Origin of the sequence: Nocardia sp. CA-290969, from assembly GCF_050936135.1 — a bacterium.
In the GTDB taxonomy this organism is placed as follows: Bacteria; Actinomycetota; Actinomycetes; order Mycobacteriales; family Mycobacteriaceae; genus Nocardia.
In genome coordinates this window covers 329289-347595 of the sequence record NZ_JBNJNJ010000001.1, presented here as the reverse complement: position 1 = coordinate 347595, position 18307 = coordinate 329289, and the positions used below count along the sequence as shown (strand labels likewise).

Genomic DNA, 18307 nt, shown 5'->3' with positions numbered 1-18307 from the left:
GACGAGTCGGCAGACCACCGCGCACGGCCGGAAACGTCGGCGTCAGCGGTGCCGTGCTCCCGCTGTCGTCCATACATATCGCACCTACAGAAGGGACGCCGGTGGCCATCACCGACATCAGGGCCTTCGCCCACCTCACCGATACCGATGTCGAGACCCTGGGTCAGGAACTCGACGGTATCCGCCGGTCGGTCGAGCAGTCCCTGGGTGAACGGGATGCGCGCTATATCCGCCGCACCATCGCCGCCCAGCGTGGCCTGGAGATCGCGGCCCGGGCCGTGCTGTTCGGTAGCCGGAATCGCTGGGCCTGGCTGGCCGGGACGGCGATGCTGTCGGTCGCCAAGATCATCGAGAACATGGAGCTGGGGCACAACATCAGCCACGGCCAGTGGGACTGGATGAACGATCCCGAGATCCACTCCACGAACTGGGAGTGGGATATGACCGGGGCGTCGGCGCAGTGGCGACGGGCGCACAACTATTCCCACCACACCTACACCAATGTGCTCGGACGCGACGAGGACCTCGGTTTCGGCATCCTGCGGATGACCCGCGACGAACAGTGGCGGCCCGTCCATCTGGTCCAGCCGCTGGCCAATATCGTGCTGGCCGCAACGTTCGAGTGGGGAATAGCACTGCACGACTGGAAGATCGAGAAACAACTGTCCGGAGCGCCCCGGTTCCAGCTCGGCTCCGAACCGAACCGAGTGTTCGGCCGTAAGATCGTGCGGCAGGTCGCCAAGGATTTCCTGATCTATCCGGCGCTCACCGGGCCCGCGTTCACCGCGACCCTGAAGGCCAATGCCACCGCGAACCTGATCCGCAACCTGTGGGCCTACGCGGTGATCTTCTGCGGTCATTTCCCCGACGGCGCGGAGAAGTTCACCGAGGAACAGCTCGTGGGGGAAACACGCGGCGAATGGTATCTGCGGCAGATGCTGGGTAGCGCGAATTTCTCCGCGGGGCCGGTGATGGGCTTCATGAGCGGGAATCTGAGCTACCAGATCGAACACCATCTCTTCCCCGATCTGCCGAGCAACCGCTACCCGGAGGTCGCGGTGGCGGTGCGCGAGCTGTGCGAGAAATACGATCTGCCGTATACGACCGGATCGCTGGGCAAACAGTATCTGCTGGCATTCCGCACCATCCACAAGCTGGCCCTACCCGACCGGTTCCTGCGCCGCACGGCCGACGACGCGCCGGAGACCTCATCGGAACGCAAATTCGCCGGCCTCACCGCTGCGGGTGCCGATCACCGGCCGTGGAGTATCGACCCGGCCACCGGTAAACGGCGCGGTTTGAAATCGGCCTTACACGAGGCGAAGGTCGCACTGCGGGCCAAGGCCGCGCAGGAAAAGGAGATGCTGCGCGCCGCCCAGCAATCGGTTCGGGCGAAGGCCCGGCAGGAAAGAGAACTGCTCCGGCGGGCCCGGCAGGCGCTGCGGAAGGCGAACGTCGCGCAGCCGGTCGGTTGATCTCGGGGTCGCGCCGGAAACTCGCCGCGCGGAATTTCGCGATCGGTTGTAACGTGCGCGCAGAAGCAGCCGATCATGTCTTCGAACTCCGGCAGTGACCCACGCCATCGGCCGGTCCGCGCTTAGCACCCCGCTTTGGGACGTGCAATAGGGTGCACACCACATTTTCTGCCAATATCTCCAAACCTACGGTGTCGTAACTTACGGTAGGGTAGCCCGCATGGCTATATCGGATGTCAAGGAATATGCGCACCTCACCGAGGCGGATGTGGAAGCGCTCGGAGCAGAGTTCGACGCGATTCGCCGAGACATCGAATCGACCCGCGGCGAGCGCGACGCCCGATACATCCGCAACGTCATCCGGTTGCAGCGTGCCCTCGAAATCAGCGGTCGCACCGTTCTGTTCGCCAGTTTCCTGCCGCCCGCCTGGTTCGCCGGCGTGGCCCTGCTGAGCACCGCCAAGATCATCGAGAACATGGAGATCGGGCACAATGTGATGCACGGGCAGTGGGATTGGATGAACGATCCGGAGATCCACTCCACCCACTGGGAATGGGATAACGCCGGCGCGGCCAAGCACTGGAAACACACCCACAACTACCTGCACCACAAGTACACCAACGTCCTCGGCATGGACGACGATATCGGCTACGGCCTGCTGCGGGTCACCCGTGATCAGCGCTGGAAGCCGTTCAATATCGGCAACCCGGTGTACAACCTCGTCCTGCAGTCGCTCTTCGAGTACGGGGTCGCGATCCAGCACCTGGAACTCGGCAAGGTCGCGGCCGGAAAGGTGAAACCGGGAACGCCGGAACGAGCCGAATTCGACCGGAAGGTCGACGAGGCGCTGGCGAAGATGAAGAAGCAGGCGCTGAAGGACTACGTGGTCTTCCCGCTGCTGACGGGCCCCTCCTTCTTCCACACCCTCACCGCCAATTTGGCCGCGAACGTGATCCGCAATATCTGGTCCAATGCCGTGATCTTCTGCGGTCACTTCCCGGACGGCGCCGAGAAGTTCACCAAGGCCGATATCGACAACGAGAGCCAGGCGCAGTGGTACCTGCGGCAGATGCTGGGCAGCGCCAATATCTCCGGCGGCAAGCTCATGCATTTCATGACCGGTAATCTCAGCCACCAGATCGAGCACCATCTCTTCCCGGATCTGCCCAGTAACCGGTATGCCGAGGTCGCTGTCCGGGTGCGGGAACTGTGCGACAAATACGACCTGCCGTACACCACCGGTTCGCTGCCCGTCCAGTACTTCAAAGCGTGGCGGACCATCATGAAACTGTCGCTGCCGAACAAGTACCTCCGGCACACCGCCGACGACGCCCCGGAAACCGCGTCGGAGCGCAAGTTCAACGGCCGGGCCGTCGCCACTATCGACCCGGTGACCGGTAAGCGGCGCGGTCTGCGCACCGCGATCGCCGAGGGGCGCCGCCGTTTCTCCCGGCGCTCCCCCGCCCCCGTTGCCGCTGCTTCGGCGCACTGACGATCAAGGGTTGCGCTCTGCGCGACTCGGACCGGCGCCTGCCCGCATGGAGATCCATGCGGGCAGGCACTGCCGGTCGCGGGAGCCGGCCGGTTCCGGCGGAACGATGGCGGGGCGGGGACCACAGCGCCGCCGAGCGCGCTGCGCGTGGCCGGCCCGGCCGGCGCCCACCCACGCGCGGCCGACCCCACTCGCACGGCCGGGGCGCGTTCGCCTCCGCACCGCGTCGAGGGGTGCGCACGCAGCCGCGGGGGTGGCCTTCATACCGGTAGAGGGCCGCAAGACGGCGTCTCGGCCACGCGATATCCGGTCCCGGCCCGACCCGAAGAGCGGCGAACCGGTCCGGCGAGCCCGGCACACCGTAGATACTTATGTGGTGGGTGCTGCGGAGATGAGTGTGTACGAGGCGATCAGAACACGGCGTGATGTCCGGGCCGAGTTCACCGGGGAAGTGGTCGACGACGCCGTCCTGTGGCGGATCCTGGCAGCGGCACACTGCGCACCGAGCGTCGGGAATTCACAGCCGTGGGATTTCGTGCTCGTCCGCAACCGTGCCACGTTGCGCAAGTTCGCCGCCCATGTGGCGGAGAAACGGCTCGAATTCGCCCGGTCGCTGCCCGCGGAGCGGGCGCGAACCTTCGATCCGATCAAAATCGAGGGAATCGAGGAGAGCGGCACCGGGATCGTGGTGGTGCACGACGACGCCCGCGGCGGGCCGCATATTCTCGGGCGCGCGACCGTTGCCGAAACCGGTGTGTACTCCACGATTCTCGCGATCCAGAATCTGTGGCTGGCCGCGACCGCGGAACAGGTGGGGGTCGGGTGGGTCTCGTTCTACGATGCGCCGTTCCTCGCCGAACTCATCGGTTTGCCCACCGGTATCCGGCCGGTGGCCTGGCTGTGTATCGGCCCGGTCGGCGAGTTCCAGCGCGTACCCGATCTCGAGCGTTTCGGCTGGCGTGATCGCCGGCCCCTGGAGCATGCCGTGCATTACGAGAGTTACACCGAGGAGCAGGCGTAACAACGAACCGGCCGGCCCGGTGATCCGGGCCGGCCGGTTGCGTAGCCTCCTATCCCTGCCGCATTCGGTGCGGCGGCGATGTGCGGTCTACAGGCTTGGCTGGAAGATGCCGATCAGGCGAGCCGGATCAGCCCGTAATCGAACGCGTGGCGGCGGTAGACCACCGACGGGCGGTCGGTTTCCTTGTCCTGGAACAGGAAGAAATCGTGGCCGACCAGCTCCATCTGATAGAGAGCATCGTCCACCGTCATCGGCACGGCCGGGTGCACCTTCGTGCGCACGATATGGCCGGGGCCCTCGTATTCGGGGTAATCGGCGGCGAAATCCGCCCGTTTCGCGCTGTGCGGGGAATGATCGTGAGCGGCCCCGGGCAGATCGCCGGGCAGGGCGTCCTCGGCCAGTTCGGCGGTGGCATCGTGCACCGATACCGGGGTTTTCTCGCCGTAGTGCACCCGGCGGCGATCCTTGGTGCGGCGCAGCCGGCTCTCCAGTTTGGCCGTCACCGCTTCGAAAGCGGCGTAGAAACTGTCCGCGCAGGCCTCGGCCCGGACCACCGGGCCCTTACCGCGGGCGGTGATCTCTATTCGCTGGCAGTTCTTGCGTTGACGACGATTGCGTTCGTGGAAGAGCTCCACATCGAACAGGAAGATCGAAGGATCGAAACGTTCCAGCCGGGACAACTTGTCCGACACATAGATTCGATAATGGTCGGGGACCTCGACATTGCGGCCCTTCACCACAATATCCGCGCGGGTTTCTCGTGGCCGGTCGAGCTCGTCCAGCTGCGGCTGGGCTGTGTCCTGAACTGAAGGTCGTGAAGATGTCGTCACGCGTACCTCCCGGATCTGGCCGCGCACTTCCGACGCGCGCGGCGGGATGAAACGTTGCCGGCCGCGTCCCATCAGTCGGCCGGCATTCGGGTCGCAGGCCCACCTCCAAACTCCCGGAACGGGGTGTGTGAACGCGACGGTAGTACGCCGCCGCAACGTTCGCCACTGTTCACGCAAATTTCGGGGGATTCACGCGGCGCAGGTCACCAACATGCCATCCGGGTATGCTCCGACAGCGGCCAGCGCCCGGACGCACGCTTGCGCCGTGGCACCTGTTGTCAGCACATCGTCGACCATGACGACCTGCGCCTTCGCCGCCGCGGCCGGGAGCGCAACGGCGCGCACACGACCGCGCAGATTACGCTCGCGCTCGAGCGCCGACAGGCCGGCCGAATCGCGGACTCCCCACCAGACTCGCAGACACGGCAGTACCTGGCAACCGTCCAGCGACCGGGCCGCGACGCGCGCGCACCGCACCACCGGGTCGCCGCCGCGCCGGCGAGCCGAAACCCGCCGGCTCGGCGAAGGTACAAGTATCAGCGGGCGGCCCGGCGTCCGCAACTCGGCGAGTCCGGCGGCCAGCGCTAGCCCCAGTGGCCGGGCGAGATCACGCCTGCCGCGCTCCTTCACCGCCAGCACGGCCTGCCGCGCGGGCCCGCGGTACGGGCTCAGCGCCCAGCACGGCACCCCCGGATCGTGACGCGGACGAACCCGCACGGGCGGGCCCATGAGGGTCCGCGCGCAGTCGGCACACCACAGCGTTCCGGGGCGCCGGCAACCACCGCATTCCGGTGGCAGGACCAGATCCAGGAGTGACCGCATACCGGCGAGTGTGCCGCCGGGCACCGACACTCCGGCACGCCGGCCGCCCCACCGCAGGAAGTGCCCGCAGAGCGGACCGTGGATGCCGGCAGGCGCGTCCGCGGTCGGCCCGCGCCACGGTGGCTGCGTCAGCCGGGCAGTACCGGTACGGCGTCCGCGCCCAGGCCCGGCACCTCACGCCAGTAGGGGTCGCCACCCTCCGGTGTCCGGGTCAACTCCAGGACCGCCCGCGAATCCGCCACGTACTGACGTTCGGCGGAAGCGGTGACCTGGCGGACCGGCGGGGTCAGGTTCCGGCCGCCCAGCGAGGACATCCCCGAACCGTCGATCTTCACCGTGCGCACCGGATCCACGGTGCCGCTGCCGGCCAGGATGATCGTATCGTCGCTGTACCAGTCCAGCGAGGCCGCGGTCGTGGGGAGTTCGATGGCGATCTGCCGCGGCGCGGTGAGCGCGAAAGTACCGTCCGGACGGCTCAGCACCATCGCGATGTACACCTTCCCGTCGGCGATCAATGCCGCGGTCACACCGTTGCGCGAGATCCGGAGTTCGGTGATCGGGGCTTCGAACGGTGACGTGGGGTCGCCCTCGAACAACTGGGCGGTGTCCACGCCCTGCACCGATACCGTGCCGGTTTCGCCGTTGGTGACCGCGCGGATCACCCGGTTGCCGTCGATCACCGCCCAGGCGGCGTTACCGTCGGCGGTCCACGACGGACGGGTGATCGAGCCGCCCTCGTCGACCGGGAAGGCATCACCGCCGTAGCTGCCGACCATCAGGGTGCGTTGCGGCTGCGGTGGTTCGCGACCCGCGTCGGCCACCGCCGCAACCCGTTTCCCATCCGCGGACAAGCCCACCGACTGCAGGTTCTGGCTGGTGCCGAAGTATCCGGGCGCCGGTTTGGGACCCCCGTTCGCCTCGACCTCCACCAGCCCCCCGTCCCGCAGCGCGCGCAGTGGCAGCGGTGCCTCCGGCTGTACCGAATCGGCGACGGCACCCAGATCGGTGACCGACCAGCCGCCGTCGGCGAAGCGTTCGTCCAGCGGCCGGCCGTCGGCGAGCAGAATGTAGGGGCCGAGCACATCGGCGGCGGACAGGGTGAGCACCACCTGGGCGGCGAACAGTTCACGGTCCCGGGGCGACAGTTCGCCGAGACCGGAGAAATCGATCCGGACCCCGCCCAGGCCGACCCCCACCCCCACCGGATCACCGTTGGCCTTGGTGATGGTGCCGCGCACGGCCACCGGCGAGTTCAGGTAGTTGCGCACCACCGGGGCGATATACGGCTGGGGTCCGGCGATCAGCATATCGATCAGCCGGCGGGTGAGATCGTCCGGACGCACCGAGATCCAGCGCAGATCCGGGGCCACATGCCGCCCGTCGGCGGTGACGAAGTACAGCGCGTGCCGCCGGTAGGACTGGGTGAAGGCCGAGTACTCCATGACCACGCCGTCGGGCAGTTCGTCGATCCGCCATTCGCCGTCGACCCGGGTCATCTCGATCTTGTGCTCGATGATCCCGTCGCTCACATGGTAGGAACCGTCCTCGGCGAGTTCGCCGACCTTACGGGCGCGCAGGACATACGTCGCCTCGTTCTCGGAACGGGATTCGCGCAGGGTGTCCGCGCGTTCGACGATGACGTGCGCATCCTCGTCGTTCCACTGGGTCGACGCGGCCGGGGTCATGTACTGGCGGGCCGCCAGATGACCGTCGGTGGGGTCGGCGGTGGCCTGCAGGAAATCGCGGAGCAGCAGGTCGGGATCGCGGCCCTGCATCGGCAGCGGCGGTCCCTCCTCGGTGGGTTCCTGGTTGATCGTGCCGAGGGCCTGCGGCTGGGAAGCGTCGGGTAGGTTCGCGCAACCGGCCGCGGCGCTGATCCCCGCCACCGCGACGAGCGCGGTGACCAGCCGGAACCATCGCGTGTATCGGGGACGCACGGTCATGATTTCTGGTCTCCGCTATCGGTGAACACGGTCGGGCCGGGGGCCGGTTTCCCGGCCGCGGGGCCGGTGGGCGGGTCCGGTTCGCCGCCGGAACCGGTCGTCGCCTCATCGGATTCGCGTGCGGCCGGGGATTCGCCGGATCCACTTGTGGGCGGCAGGCTTTCGGTATCTCCGGCGGCCGGTGCGGCGTCCCCGCCTGCCGGTGCGGTGCCGCCCGGAGCGGATGCGTCGCCGGGCTGCCCTGTACCGGATTCCGTGGCGGCCGGGCGGGGTGCCCACGGTTCGGTTTCGGTGACCGGCGGGCCCAGTTCCACCCGTTCGGCCGGGTTCGGCTCGCCCTCGGCCTGCGGGCGGCGCGGCGCCTTGCGCATACCCGGTTCCAGCGGCAGCGGGCTCTTACCCATTTTCTGCCCGCGGACCAGCGGCAAAGTCAGCCGGAAACTGGCGCCCACATTCGGGCGGCCCCACGCCTCGAGCTTCCCGTCGTGCAGATTCGCGTCCTCGACACTGATCGACAGTCCGAGCCCGGTACCGCCGGAACGGCGCATCCGCGACGGATCGGAGCGCCAGAACCGGCTGAAGACCAATTTCTCCTCGCCCGGCCGCAACCCGACACCCTGATCCCGCACGACCACCGCCAGCGCATTGGCCTCGGTATCCCCGCGCATCCGGATCAGCACCGGTTTGCCCTCACTGTGGTCGATGGCATTGGCCAGCAGGTTGCGCAGTACCCGTTCCACCCGGCGCGGATCCACCTCGGCGACCACCGGCTCCTCCGGCAGATCGATCACCACCTCGACTCCGGCGTCGCGGGCGAGGTGGCGCACGGTGGAAATGGCCGCGCGGACACACATACGCACATCCAGCGATTCCACCTGGAGTTCGGCGACCCCGGCATCGTGGCGCGAGATCTCCAGCAGATCGTTGAGCAGTCCCTCGAACCGGTCCAGTTCGGTCACCAGCAGTTCGGCGCTGCGCGCCAGCGCCGGATCCAGATCGTCGCTGCTGCCGTGGATCAGGTCCGCGGCCATGCGCACCGTGGTCAGCGGGGTACGCAGTTCGTGGCTGACATCGGAGGTGAAACGGCGCTGCAGGTTGCCGAATTCCTCGAGCTGGTTGATCTGGTTGGACAGGCTTTCGGCCATTTCGTTGAAGGCCTTGGCGAGCCGGGCGATATCGTCGTCGCCGCGCACCAGCATGCGCTCCTTGAGGCGGCCGTCGGCGAAACGCCCGGCGATCCGCGCGGCGGACCGGATGGGCAGCACGACCTGACGGGTCACCAGGGCGGTGATAGCGGCCAGCAGGATCAGCAGTACGGCACCACCGACCATCATGGTGCCGCGCATCAGCGCGAGACTGCGCTCCTCGTTGCCCAGCGGGAAGATCAGATAGATCTCCAGGGTGGGCACTTCGGCGCTCGGACTACCCAGGATCAGCGCCCGGCCGCGATAACCGTCCGGATCGGCGACATTGGCGAACTGGTAGCTCACCTGATTGCGCTGGACGAACCGGCGCAGCGAATCGGGCACTTCCTCGATCGGCCCGGCGGTGACCACCTGCTGCGGCGACCCACCGATCATGCTCAGCGCCGAATCGAAACTCCCCGCGGCACCGGCCGAACGGCCCGAATCGCGCCGGTTGGACAGGGAATCGCGGGCGTCGGACAGCCGCTGCTGCTGGCTGGAGACATCGTGCACCCCGGAGAGCTGCGCCTCCACGGTGTTGCGGACCCGATCCATTTCCTCGACGCCGGCATTGATCTTGGCGTCCAGCAGCCGGTCGGTGATCTGGCTGGTCAGCACCACACCGAGCACGGTGATAACGATCAACGAAAGCGTCAGGGTCGAAACGATGACCCGCAGTTGCAGCGAACGCCGCCAGAGCAGACCCAGCGATTTGCCGACATGCTGAAACCATTCGTTGACCGGAGCCAGCGCCTGCCGTAGCTGCGCCGCACGACTGCTCCCACCCGGATCGCGATCTGTGCGGGACCCATCCTGGTCGCGCAAGTTACCGCCTCCGGGCCCGGAGCCGACGGCCACCGATCACGGCGGACCGGCCTTGTATCCCACGCCGCGCACGGTCAGCACGATCTCCGGGTTCTCCGGATCCTTCTCGACCTTGGCGCGCAATCGCTGCACATGGACGTTCACCAGGCGGGTGTCGGCGGCGTGCCGGTAACCCCACACCTGCTCCAGCAGCACCTCACGGGTGAAGACCTGCCGCGGTTTACGCGCGAGCGCCACCAGCAGATCGAACTCCAGCGGGGTCAGCGAAATCTGCGCGCCCTCACGGGTCACCTTGTGCGCCGGCACGTCGATCACGATATCGGCGATGGTGAGCAGTTCGGCCGGCTCTTCCTCGGTGCGGCGCAACCGCGCCCGCACCCGCGCCACCAGTTCCTTCGGTTTGAAGGGTTTGACGATGTAGTCGTCGGCGCCGGATTCCAGGCCGAGTACCACATCGACGGTATCGGTCTTGGCGGTGAGCATCACGATCGGCACACCGGAATCGGCCCGCAGCACCCGGCATACGTCGATACCGTTCATCCCCGGCAGCATCAGGTCCAGCAGGACCAGATCGGGCCGGATCTCCCGGACCGCCGACAGGGCCTGGGTGCCGTCGCCGACCACGTGCGGGTCGAAACCCTCGCCCCGCAGGACGATGGTGAGCATCTCCGCGAGGGCCATATCGTCGTCGACGACCAGAATCTTCGGCTTCATAGTTACTATGTTGTCATCTCCCGGGCTCGTAACGGGTCGCCACGCCATACATGGCGCGTTCCCGCCGGATATCCAACACTAATTCGCGACCAATGCGGCGAGCCGCGCGGCCAATACATTCATTTCGCCCGTGCGCGGGCCGGAACCCTGTTCGCCGGGCCGGAAAACCCACCAGGTTCCATACCAATCACGCCGAGCGAGATCACGGTACACCGCGGCGGTGCGTTCCTGTAATCCGCCGTCGCGTTCGTAGGCGTCCAGCTCCCGGGTCGCGTCGAGTTCGCCGCGGCGGCGGGCCCGTTCGGCCGCGACCTCCACCGGGACGTCCAGCAGCACCTGCACCTGCGGCACCGGGAGTTCGAACCGGCCGAACTCCAATTCGCCGACCCACCGCACGATTTCCCCGTCCGCGGATTGGCCGAGCCGCGCGGCGTTGTAGGCGGCGTTGGAGGCGACGTAGCGGTCCAGGACGACCACATCGTTTCCGGCGAGCATTTTCGCCAGTTCGTCGGCCGCGCCGGCGCGATCCAGCGCGAAGAGAACGGCCATCGCGTTCACCGAGGCGGCCAGATCGCCGTGGGCGCCGCGTAACGCCTCGGCGGCCAGATCGGCGTGCACCGACCGGCCGTATCGGGGAAATGCCAGGGTGTCCGCGCGCAGCCCACGCTGTTCGAGCGCGGCGACCAGCTCGGCGATCAGCGTCCGTTTACCCGCTCCGTCGAGGCCTTCCACCGAGACCAGAACACCCATGGACAGCAGCCTACTCGGACAGCCGTGCCCGCCTGCCGAGGCAGGCGGGCACGGCCCGAGACCGGGAAAGGTGCCGGATCAGTAGCGGTAGTGCTCCGGCTTGTACGGGCCCTCGACATCGACGTTGATGTACTCGGCCTGGTCCTTGGTGAGCTTGGTCAGCGTGCCGCCGAGCGCCTCCACGTGGATCCGGGCGACCTTCTCGTCGAGCACCTTCGGCAGGCGATAGACCTCGTTGTCGTATTCCTCCGGTTTGGTCCACAGTTCGATCTGCGCGATCACCTGGTTGGAGAAGCTGTTGCTCATCACGAACGACGGATGGCCGGTGGCGTTGCCGAGATTGAGCAGCCGGCCCTCGGAGAGCACGATGATGGACTTACCGGAATCACCGAACGTCCACAGGTCGACCTGAGGTTTGATATTCAACTTGGTGGCACCGGAACGCTCCAGGGCCGCCATATCGATTTCGTTGTCGAAATGCCCGATATTGCCCAGAATGGCCTGGTCCTTCATCGCCCGCATATGGTCGAGGGTGATGATGTCCTTGTTACCGGTCGAGGTGATGACGATATCGGCGTCGGCGATGGCCTGTTCCACGGTGACCACGTCGTAGCCGTCCATCAGCGCCTGCAGGGCGTTGATGGGGTCGATTTCGGTGACCTGGACGCGGGCGCCCTGCCCGGCCAGCGATTCCGCGCAGCCCTTGCCGACATCGCCGTAGCCGCAGATCAGGATCTTCTTACCGCCGATGAGGACATCGGTGCCGCGGTTGATGCCGTCGATCAGCGAATGCCGGGTGCCGTATTTGTTGTCGAACTTCGATTTGGTGACCGAGTCGTTGACATTGATCGCCGGGAAGGTCAGTTCGCCGGCGGCGGCGAACTGGTACAGCCGCAGGACACCGGTGGTGGTCTCCTCGGTGACACCCTGAACGCTTTCGGCGATGGCGGTCCATTTGCCCTTGTCGGTTTCGAACCGTTCGCGCAGCAAATTCAGGAACACCGTGTACTCGGCGGAATGCTCCGCATCGGCCGGCGGGACCACGCCCGCCTTCTCGAACTGGGCGCCGCGCAGCACCAGCATGGTGGCGTCACCGCCGTCGTCGAGGATCATATTGGCCGGTTCACCCGGCCAGGTGAGCATCTGTTCGGCGGCCCACCAGTACTCCTCGAGGGTTTCGCCCTTCCAGGCGAACACCGGGGTGCCCTGCGGCTCCTCGACGGTGCCGTGCGGGCCGACCACCACGGCGGCCGCGGCGTGGTCCTGGGTGGAGAAGATATTGCAGGAGGCCCACCGCACCTCGGCACCGAGTGCGGTGAGGGTTTCGATCAGCACGGCGGTCTGCACGGTCATATGCAGGGAGCCGGAGATGCGCGCGCCTTTCAGCGGCGCGACATCGGCGTATTCGCGGCGCAGGGCCATCAACCCGGGCATCTCGTGTTCGGCCAGCCGGATCTCCTTGCGGCCGAAATCGGCCAGCGCCAGATCCGCGACCTTGTATTCGATGCCGTTGCGGCTATCGGTGCTCAGCGATGTGCGAGGCAATTCGGAGGTCGTCATCAGCGTGGATCAGCCTTCTCTCGGTTACGGCGTGAGCGAGTCGGACCCGGAGGCGGGAGCGCAGCGTCACCACGCAGGGCCCTCGCTCAGGCCCGATAAACACGGTCTCGATCGCAAGGCTAGCGGGTTCCGCGCTGCCGCGGTCCGGCTGTATCGGTCGGTACGCGGTACCGGGCGGTCGGGTTGTGGCAGCGCCGCGGGTCAGGCGGCGACGCCGGGACCGGCAGGCAGGGCCGCGCCCGCGGTACGCAGGTGCGGGGCCACGTTGATCCGGGAGAGATCGCCGTCGTAGTGCGCCAGCACCCGTTTGTCCATGACCCGCCGCCACAGCGGCGGGATCACCGCCAGCACCACCATGGCCGCGTAGCCGGCGGGCAGTTGCGGCGCCTCGTCGGAACTGCGCAGGGTCTGATAGCGGCGGCCCGGGTTGGCGTGGTGATCGCTGTGCCGCTGCAGATGGAACAGGAAGATATTCGTGACGAGCCGGTCGCTGTTCCAGCTGTCGCGCGGGGTGCAGCGCCGATAGCGGCCGTTCGGGCGGCGCTCGCGCAGCAGCCCGTAGTGCTCGATGTAGTTGACGGTTTCCAGCAACCCCGCGCCGAGCACCGCCTGCAGCAGCAGATACGGCAGGATCTGCCAGCCGAACACCAGCATCAGCGCGCCGAAGAGCACCACGGTCATTGCCCACGCCTGCAGGATGTGGTTACGCGGACTCCACCAGCCGCTACCGGCCCGGTGCAGCCGTTGCCGCTCGAGCCGCAGGGCGGAGCGGAAACCGCCGGCCACACTGCGCGGCAGGAATTGCCACAGGCTTTCACCGAACCGGGCGCTGGCCGGATCCTCGGGTGTCGCTACCCGGACATGGTGGCCACGATTGTGCTCGACGAAGAAATGCCCGTATCCGGATTGCGCCAGGGCGATCTTGGCCAGCCACCGCTCCAGGCGTTCCACCCGGTGCCCGAGTTCGTGCGCGGCATTGATCCCGATACCGGATACCAGCCCCAGCGTGACGGCGAGGCCGACCTTGTCGGCCACATCGAGTTCGTGGCCCGACCACAGGTACCCGGCCAGGGTGAGACCGACTAGTTGGATCGGCAGGAAAAGATAGGTGCACCAGCGGTAATAGCGATCGTTGGAGAGGGTTTCGTAGTCCTCGTCGCGCGGGTTCGAGCCGTCGTCGCCGACCAGGATGTCGAGCAGCGGGATGATGCCCAGGACGATGATCGGCCCGGTCCACCAGAACACCTCGAGTCCGGTGTGCAGCACCAGCTGGGAGGGCAGCAGCGCGGTGGCCGGAGCGATCAGGCCGAGAACCCACAGATGGCGTTTGGGATCGGCCGATCCGGCCGACTTGCCAACCAATTGCACGTTTGCCCCGCTATTGAAAAACCGAACTTGCTGGCCTACATATTCGCAGACCTGGCGTCTCCATTGCGTCATTGTTCGGCCCGAACGTGGCGACCGTTACACGCCGGAACCGTACCCCGACCGCCGGCGCCACGGGTTCCCGACGCCGGGATGCTCCGAAAGCGGGTGAACCCGCAGGTAACGGGGCCGGATAGCGTCCGGCCCGATTGTCGTGCGCTCACCGTGCGCCATCCGGCGCCGTCCGGCCGGCGAGCACCGCGGCCACGTAGGGACTGAAGACCCGGGCAAGTTCGGCCGGGGCGTCGTGCTCGGGTCCGGGCGGGGTGGGGATATAGCTGATCGCCAGCCGGACCAGGGCGTGGGCGAAGGTATCGGCCTGGTCCGGTGTGGGGGCGATCCAGCTGCGCTGCATCACCCCGGAGAGTCGTTCGGTGGCATGTCCGATCAACGGGCCGGCATCGAGGGTGATCAGCCGCAGCAGGTCGAGCTTGACCTCGCCCAGGAGCAGTGACCGCACCAGCGGATCCTGCGCGGCATCGCGGAAATAACTCGCGAGACCGTCGCGGATGGAGGCGTCGGCGTCCCCGATATTGGCGGCCAGCGCGGTTTCCACATGGTCGACCAGATCGTCGGCCAGGCGGATGGCGTAGGCCTCGGCCAGACCCTGCCGCGAACCGAACTCGTTGTAGAGGGTCTGCCGGCTCACCCCGGCGCCGGCGGCCACCTCGGTGAGCGTGATCTTCGACCAGTCGCGTTGCCCGAGTAGGTCACGCATCGCGTCCAGGATGGCTGTGCGCAGCAACTCACGCGCAGACCCCTGGGTGTAATTCCGGGATCCGGTGGCAGGCATGCCTGCGACCCTGGCACGTTTTCGCTGCACAAGTCAAAGTTTCAAGTTCGTTCGATCTCGACCATGAAGAAGTCGGCCTTGGCCGCCCCGCAGTCGGGACAGGTCCAGTCGTCGGGGATATCGGCCCAGCGGGTGCCGGGCGCGATACCGTCCTCGGGCCAGCCCTGGGCCTCGTCGTATTCGAAACCGCATTGGGCGCATTGATAGAGCTTGTATTCGGTCATCGGCAAACCCGTCTTTCGGTCCAGCGGTGCCCGCGGGTCAGGTGCGGGCGGGCACCGGTTCGAAATCGATCTTTTCCCGGACGGCGCAATCCGGGCAGCACCAGTCGTCGGGCACGGCCGACCACGGGGTACCCGGCGGGAAACCCTCATGCGGATCGCCCGTGGCCTCGTCGTAAATGTATTCGCAGACCGGGCAGCGGTAGGCGCTCATGATTCGTCCCCGGCGTACGAGCGCGCCCCGTCGGCGACCGGCGCGCCGGCGCGGTGGCCGCAGCGCGGGCCCCTGGACTTCACTGGGGCCGGCGCGCTCATGCGGTTGCTCCCGGCGCCGGCGCGGCATAACGGGCCAGCATCCGTTCCCGGCGGGGCGGATGAATATTGGCGCGGGTGATATCGCCGTCGTAGTGCGCGAGCACCCGCTTGTCCATGACCCGCCGCCACAGCGGCGGGAAATAGGCGAGCAGGATCATGCTCGCGTACCCGCTGGGCAGTTCCGGGGCCTGCTCCCAGCTGCGCAAGGTCTGGCACCGCCGAGTGGGGTAGGCATGGTGGTCACTGTGCCGCTGCAGGTGATACAGGAAGATATTGGTGACCAGGTGGTCGCTGTTCCAGCTGTGTGTGGGCGCGGGGCGCTCGTAGCGGCCGGAGCCGGTGCGCTGCCGCACCAGACCGTAGTGCTCGAGATAGTTCACCGATTCGAGCAGGCTGAATCCCATCACCGCCTGCAGGAGCAGGTAGGGCAGCAGATCCACGCCGAACACGGCGACCAGCGCGGCGAACAGCACCACGGTCAGCAGCCAGGCGGTGAGCACATCGTTGTGCCGGGTCCAGGGACCGCGGTCCTGCCGCCGTAGCCGGGTGCGTTCCAGCTCCCACGCCGAGCGCAGGCTTCCCCAGACGGTCCGCGGCCAGAACGCCCAGAAGCTCTCCCCGAACCGGGCGCTCGCCGGATCCTCCGGGGTCGCGACCCGCACGTGGTGACCCCGGTTGTGCTCGATATAGAAGTGTCCGTAACCGCTCTGCGCCAGGGCGATCCGCGACAGCCGGCGTTCCAGGCCCACTTTCTTGTGCCCGAGCTCGTGTGCGGTGTTGATCCCGATCCCGCCGATCACGCCGACCGTGAGCGCCAGCCCGATCTTGTCGACGATCTGCAGCCCGCCCTCGACCCCCAGCCAGCTCAGGTCGTCGGCGGTGATCAAGTAGCAGGCCATGATCAAGGTGGCGTACTGGCACGGCAGGTACAGATAGGTGAGATAGCGGTAGTACTTGTCGTTCTCCAAGGCCGCCATCGCCTCATCGGGCGGGTTGGCGCCGTCCGCGCCGAAGGCCAGATCCGCGATCGGGATGACGAGGTAGAGCAGTACCGGGCCCAGCCAGTACGGGATATGGGCGAGTCCGTGCCAGCCGACGGCATTCAGCGCCCAGATGAGCGGCAGGCCGATCGTGAACAACCCAGTGGGTGCGAACAGCCCCCACAACCACAGGTACCGCTTGGGGTCTCGCCAGGTTTCCGGTGGGGCCGATTGGCCGGTGGTTTCCGGCGGAGCCGATTTGTCGGGGACGGCAGACATCGCTGTCTCACTTCCTCACGCCGCGCTGTGATGCGCACAACTATCAGCACCGACGATAGGCGCCACGAAGGCATGAAGTAGACAAATTTATTAATTTGTAAAGACCGGTAAGCCGCGGTCACTCGGCCGCGACCACCCCGTACCGGGCCTGTAGTCGTCGCCTGGCCGGTGGATGAATATTGACCCGGGTGATATCGCCGTCGTAGAGCTCGAGCACCCTCTTGTCCATCACCCGCCGCCACAGCGGCGGGAAATAGGCGAGCAGGATCATCCCCGCGTACCCGGTGGGCAGCGCCGGGGCCTGCTCCCAGGTACGCAGGGCCTGGTAGCGGCGGGTCGGGTGGGCGTGGTGGTCGCTGTGCCGCTGCAGGTGATACAGGAAGATATTGGTGACGACATTGTCGCTGTTCCAGCTGTGCCGGGGCGCGGGGCGTTCGTAGCGGCCCGAGGCGGTGCGCTGCCGGACCAGACCGTAGTGCTCCAGATAATTCACCGCCTCCAGCAGGCCGATACCCATCACGGCCTGCAGGAGCAGATAAGGCAGCAGATGCACGCCGAATACCGCGACCAGCACGGCGTACAGCAGCACGGTCAGCAGCCACGCGGTGAGCACATCGTTGCGACGGCTCCACGGTCCCGAGCCGAGGCGCGCCAGCCGGGTGCGTTCCAGCTCCCAGGCCGAGCGCAGGCTCCCGAGCACCGCCCGCGGCAGAAAAGCCCAGAAACCCTCGCCGAACCGGGCACTGACCGGGTCCTCGGGGGTCGCGACCCGGACATGATGACCACGATTGTGTTCGACATAGAAATGCCCGTACGCGGTCTGCGCCAGCGCGATCCTGGACAGCCGGCGCTCCAGACCCACTTTCTTGTGCCCCAGCTCATGGGCGGTGTTTATCCCGATTCCGCCGATCACACCGACGGTGAGGGCCAGCCCGACTTTGTCGACCACCCCCAGGCCGTCCGCCAGCCCGGGTACCGGGAGTTCGTCGGCGGTGATCAGGAAGCAGACCGCGACCAGCGTCGCGTACTGACACGGCAGGTACAGATAGGTCAGATACCGGTAGTACTTGTCGTTCTCCAGCGCCGCCAGCACCTCCTCGGGCGGGCTGGACGCATCCCGCCCGGACCACCGGTCGGCGAGCGGTATCACGAGGTACAGCACCAGCGGGCCGAGCCAGAACAGGACATGGACCGGGCCGCTCCAGCCCAGCGAGCCGAAGAGCCAGGTCAACGGCAGCCCGATGGTGAACAGCCCGGTGGGCGCGAACAGCCCCCAGAGCCACAGGTATCGCTTGCGGTCACGCCAGGGTCGCGGCGTATCCGCAGCGCTGGATTCGGTGGTCACCGGCGCATCGCCTCCTCACCCGAAAAGCTGTGACGCACGTAACATCCGCCTACGACGGTAGGGGCGCGACGGCACCGGGGTGGAGGGGGTTTACGGTTTCGGTAACCAGCCGATTTATGTTGACGCAGTTGTTATTCGAGGCGGGCGGTAGCGCATCCGGGACTCCCACTCCGCCCGTTCGGGCGGAGTTTCCGGCACATCGACCCGCGCCGAATGGCGGTTCCAGCCCACGGCGCGCGGCCCGGGCCGGAGCGAGCCGAGAACACACCGTGACAATCCAGGCCGTCCTGGACCGAGCAGCGGGCACAGCAGCATCGCTCCCCGGCCACGCCG

General features: G+C 67.0%; 16 protein-coding genes. 3 read left to right on the top strand and 13 right to left on the bottom strand.

Annotation, left to right across the window (positions count from 1 at the left end; genetic code table 11):
* Positions 1–101: 101 nt before the first annotated feature.
* The 3 genes from ACQEVO_RS01685 to bluB all read left to right on the top strand — a co-directional run bounded on the left by ACQEVO_RS01685 (position 102) and on the right by bluB (position 3988).
* Complete coding sequence (locus tag ACQEVO_RS01685; RefSeq protein ID WP_432908100.1) at positions 102–1475, top strand: fatty acid desaturase family protein; 1374 nt, start codon at positions 102–104, stop codon at positions 1473–1475.
* 220 nt (positions 1476–1695) lie between these two features.
* Positions 1696–2967 (top strand): fatty acid desaturase family protein, encoded by a 1272-nt coding sequence (locus ACQEVO_RS01680; RefSeq protein ID WP_432908098.1) that lies wholly within the window; start codon positions 1696–1698, stop codon positions 2965–2967.
* A gap of 391 nt (positions 2968–3358) precedes the next feature.
* Complete coding sequence (gene bluB, locus ACQEVO_RS01675; RefSeq protein WP_432922237.1) at positions 3359–3988, top strand: 5,6-dimethylbenzimidazole synthase; 630 nt, start codon at positions 3359–3361, stop codon at positions 3986–3988.
* Between the two features lie 113 nt (positions 3989–4101).
* Here bluB and hpf read toward each other — a convergent pair whose 3' ends face one another.
* From hpf to ACQEVO_RS01610, 13 genes are all read right to left on the bottom strand, one after another.
* Complete coding sequence (hpf, locus tag ACQEVO_RS01670; RefSeq protein ID WP_432908095.1) at positions 4102–4818, bottom strand: ribosome hibernation-promoting factor, HPF/YfiA family; 717 nt, start codon at positions 4816–4818, stop codon at positions 4102–4104.
* A gap of 189 nt (positions 4819–5007) precedes the next feature.
* Positions 5008–5640 carry a ComF family protein gene (locus ACQEVO_RS01665; RefSeq protein ID WP_432908092.1) on the bottom strand — a complete coding sequence of 211 codons (633 nt, stop codon included), beginning with the start codon at positions 5638–5640 and terminating at the stop codon, positions 5008–5010.
* Positions 5641–5768: 128 nt separating this feature from the next.
* Entirely contained in the window at positions 5769–7583 is a 1815-nt protein-coding gene (lpqB, locus tag ACQEVO_RS01660; RefSeq protein ID WP_432908090.1) for an MtrAB system accessory lipoprotein LpqB, read from the bottom strand.
* On the bottom strand, positions 7580–9517 hold the full coding sequence (mtrB, locus tag ACQEVO_RS01655; protein WP_432922234.1) for an MtrAB system histidine kinase MtrB: 1938 nt from the start codon (positions 9515–9517) through the stop codon (positions 7580–7582). The genes lpqB and mtrB overlap by 4 nt, the downstream gene beginning before the upstream one ends.
* Positions 9518–9628: 111 nt before the next feature.
* Positions 9629–10306, bottom strand: a complete 678-nt coding sequence (gene mtrA, locus ACQEVO_RS01650) for an MtrAB system response regulator MtrA (RefSeq protein WP_040837514.1) — start codon at positions 10304–10306, stop codon at positions 9629–9631.
* Positions 10307–10384: 78 nt separating this feature from the next.
* Positions 10385–11056: a dTMP kinase gene (locus ACQEVO_RS01645; protein ID WP_432908087.1), complete on the bottom strand. Its 672-nt coding sequence runs from the start codon at positions 11054–11056 to the stop codon at positions 10385–10387.
* A gap of 78 nt (positions 11057–11134) precedes the next feature.
* Positions 11135–12616, bottom strand: a complete 1482-nt coding sequence (gene ahcY, locus ACQEVO_RS01640; RefSeq protein ID WP_432908084.1) for an adenosylhomocysteinase — start codon at positions 12614–12616, stop codon at positions 11135–11137.
* Positions 12617–12817: 201 nt separating this feature from the next.
* Positions 12818–13984 carry an alkane 1-monooxygenase gene (locus ACQEVO_RS01635; protein WP_432908082.1) on the bottom strand — a complete coding sequence of 389 codons (1167 nt, stop codon included), beginning with the start codon at positions 13982–13984 and terminating at the stop codon, positions 12818–12820.
* A 217-nt stretch (positions 13985–14201) separates the two neighbouring features.
* Complete coding sequence (locus tag ACQEVO_RS01630; protein WP_432908079.1) at positions 14202–14834, bottom strand: TetR/AcrR family transcriptional regulator; 633 nt, start codon at positions 14832–14834, stop codon at positions 14202–14204.
* Between the two features lie 41 nt (positions 14835–14875).
* On the bottom strand, positions 14876–15058 hold the full coding sequence (locus ACQEVO_RS01625) for a rubredoxin (RefSeq protein ID WP_432908077.1): 183 nt from the start codon (positions 15056–15058) through the stop codon (positions 14876–14878).
* A gap of 37 nt (positions 15059–15095) precedes the next feature.
* Positions 15096–15269: a rubredoxin gene (locus ACQEVO_RS01620; RefSeq protein WP_432908075.1), complete on the bottom strand. Its 174-nt coding sequence runs from the start codon at positions 15267–15269 to the stop codon at positions 15096–15098.
* A gap of 97 nt (positions 15270–15366) precedes the next feature.
* Positions 15367–16629 (bottom strand): alkane 1-monooxygenase, encoded by a 1263-nt coding sequence (locus ACQEVO_RS01615; protein ID WP_432908073.1) that lies wholly within the window; start codon positions 16627–16629, stop codon positions 15367–15369.
* 118 nt (positions 16630–16747) lie between these two features.
* The gene (locus ACQEVO_RS01610) at positions 16748–17974 is read right to left on the bottom strand and encodes an alkane 1-monooxygenase (RefSeq protein WP_432908070.1); all 1227 of its coding nucleotides are present in this window, start codon (positions 17972–17974) and stop codon (positions 16748–16750) included.
* Positions 17975–18307 lie beyond the last annotated feature (333 nt).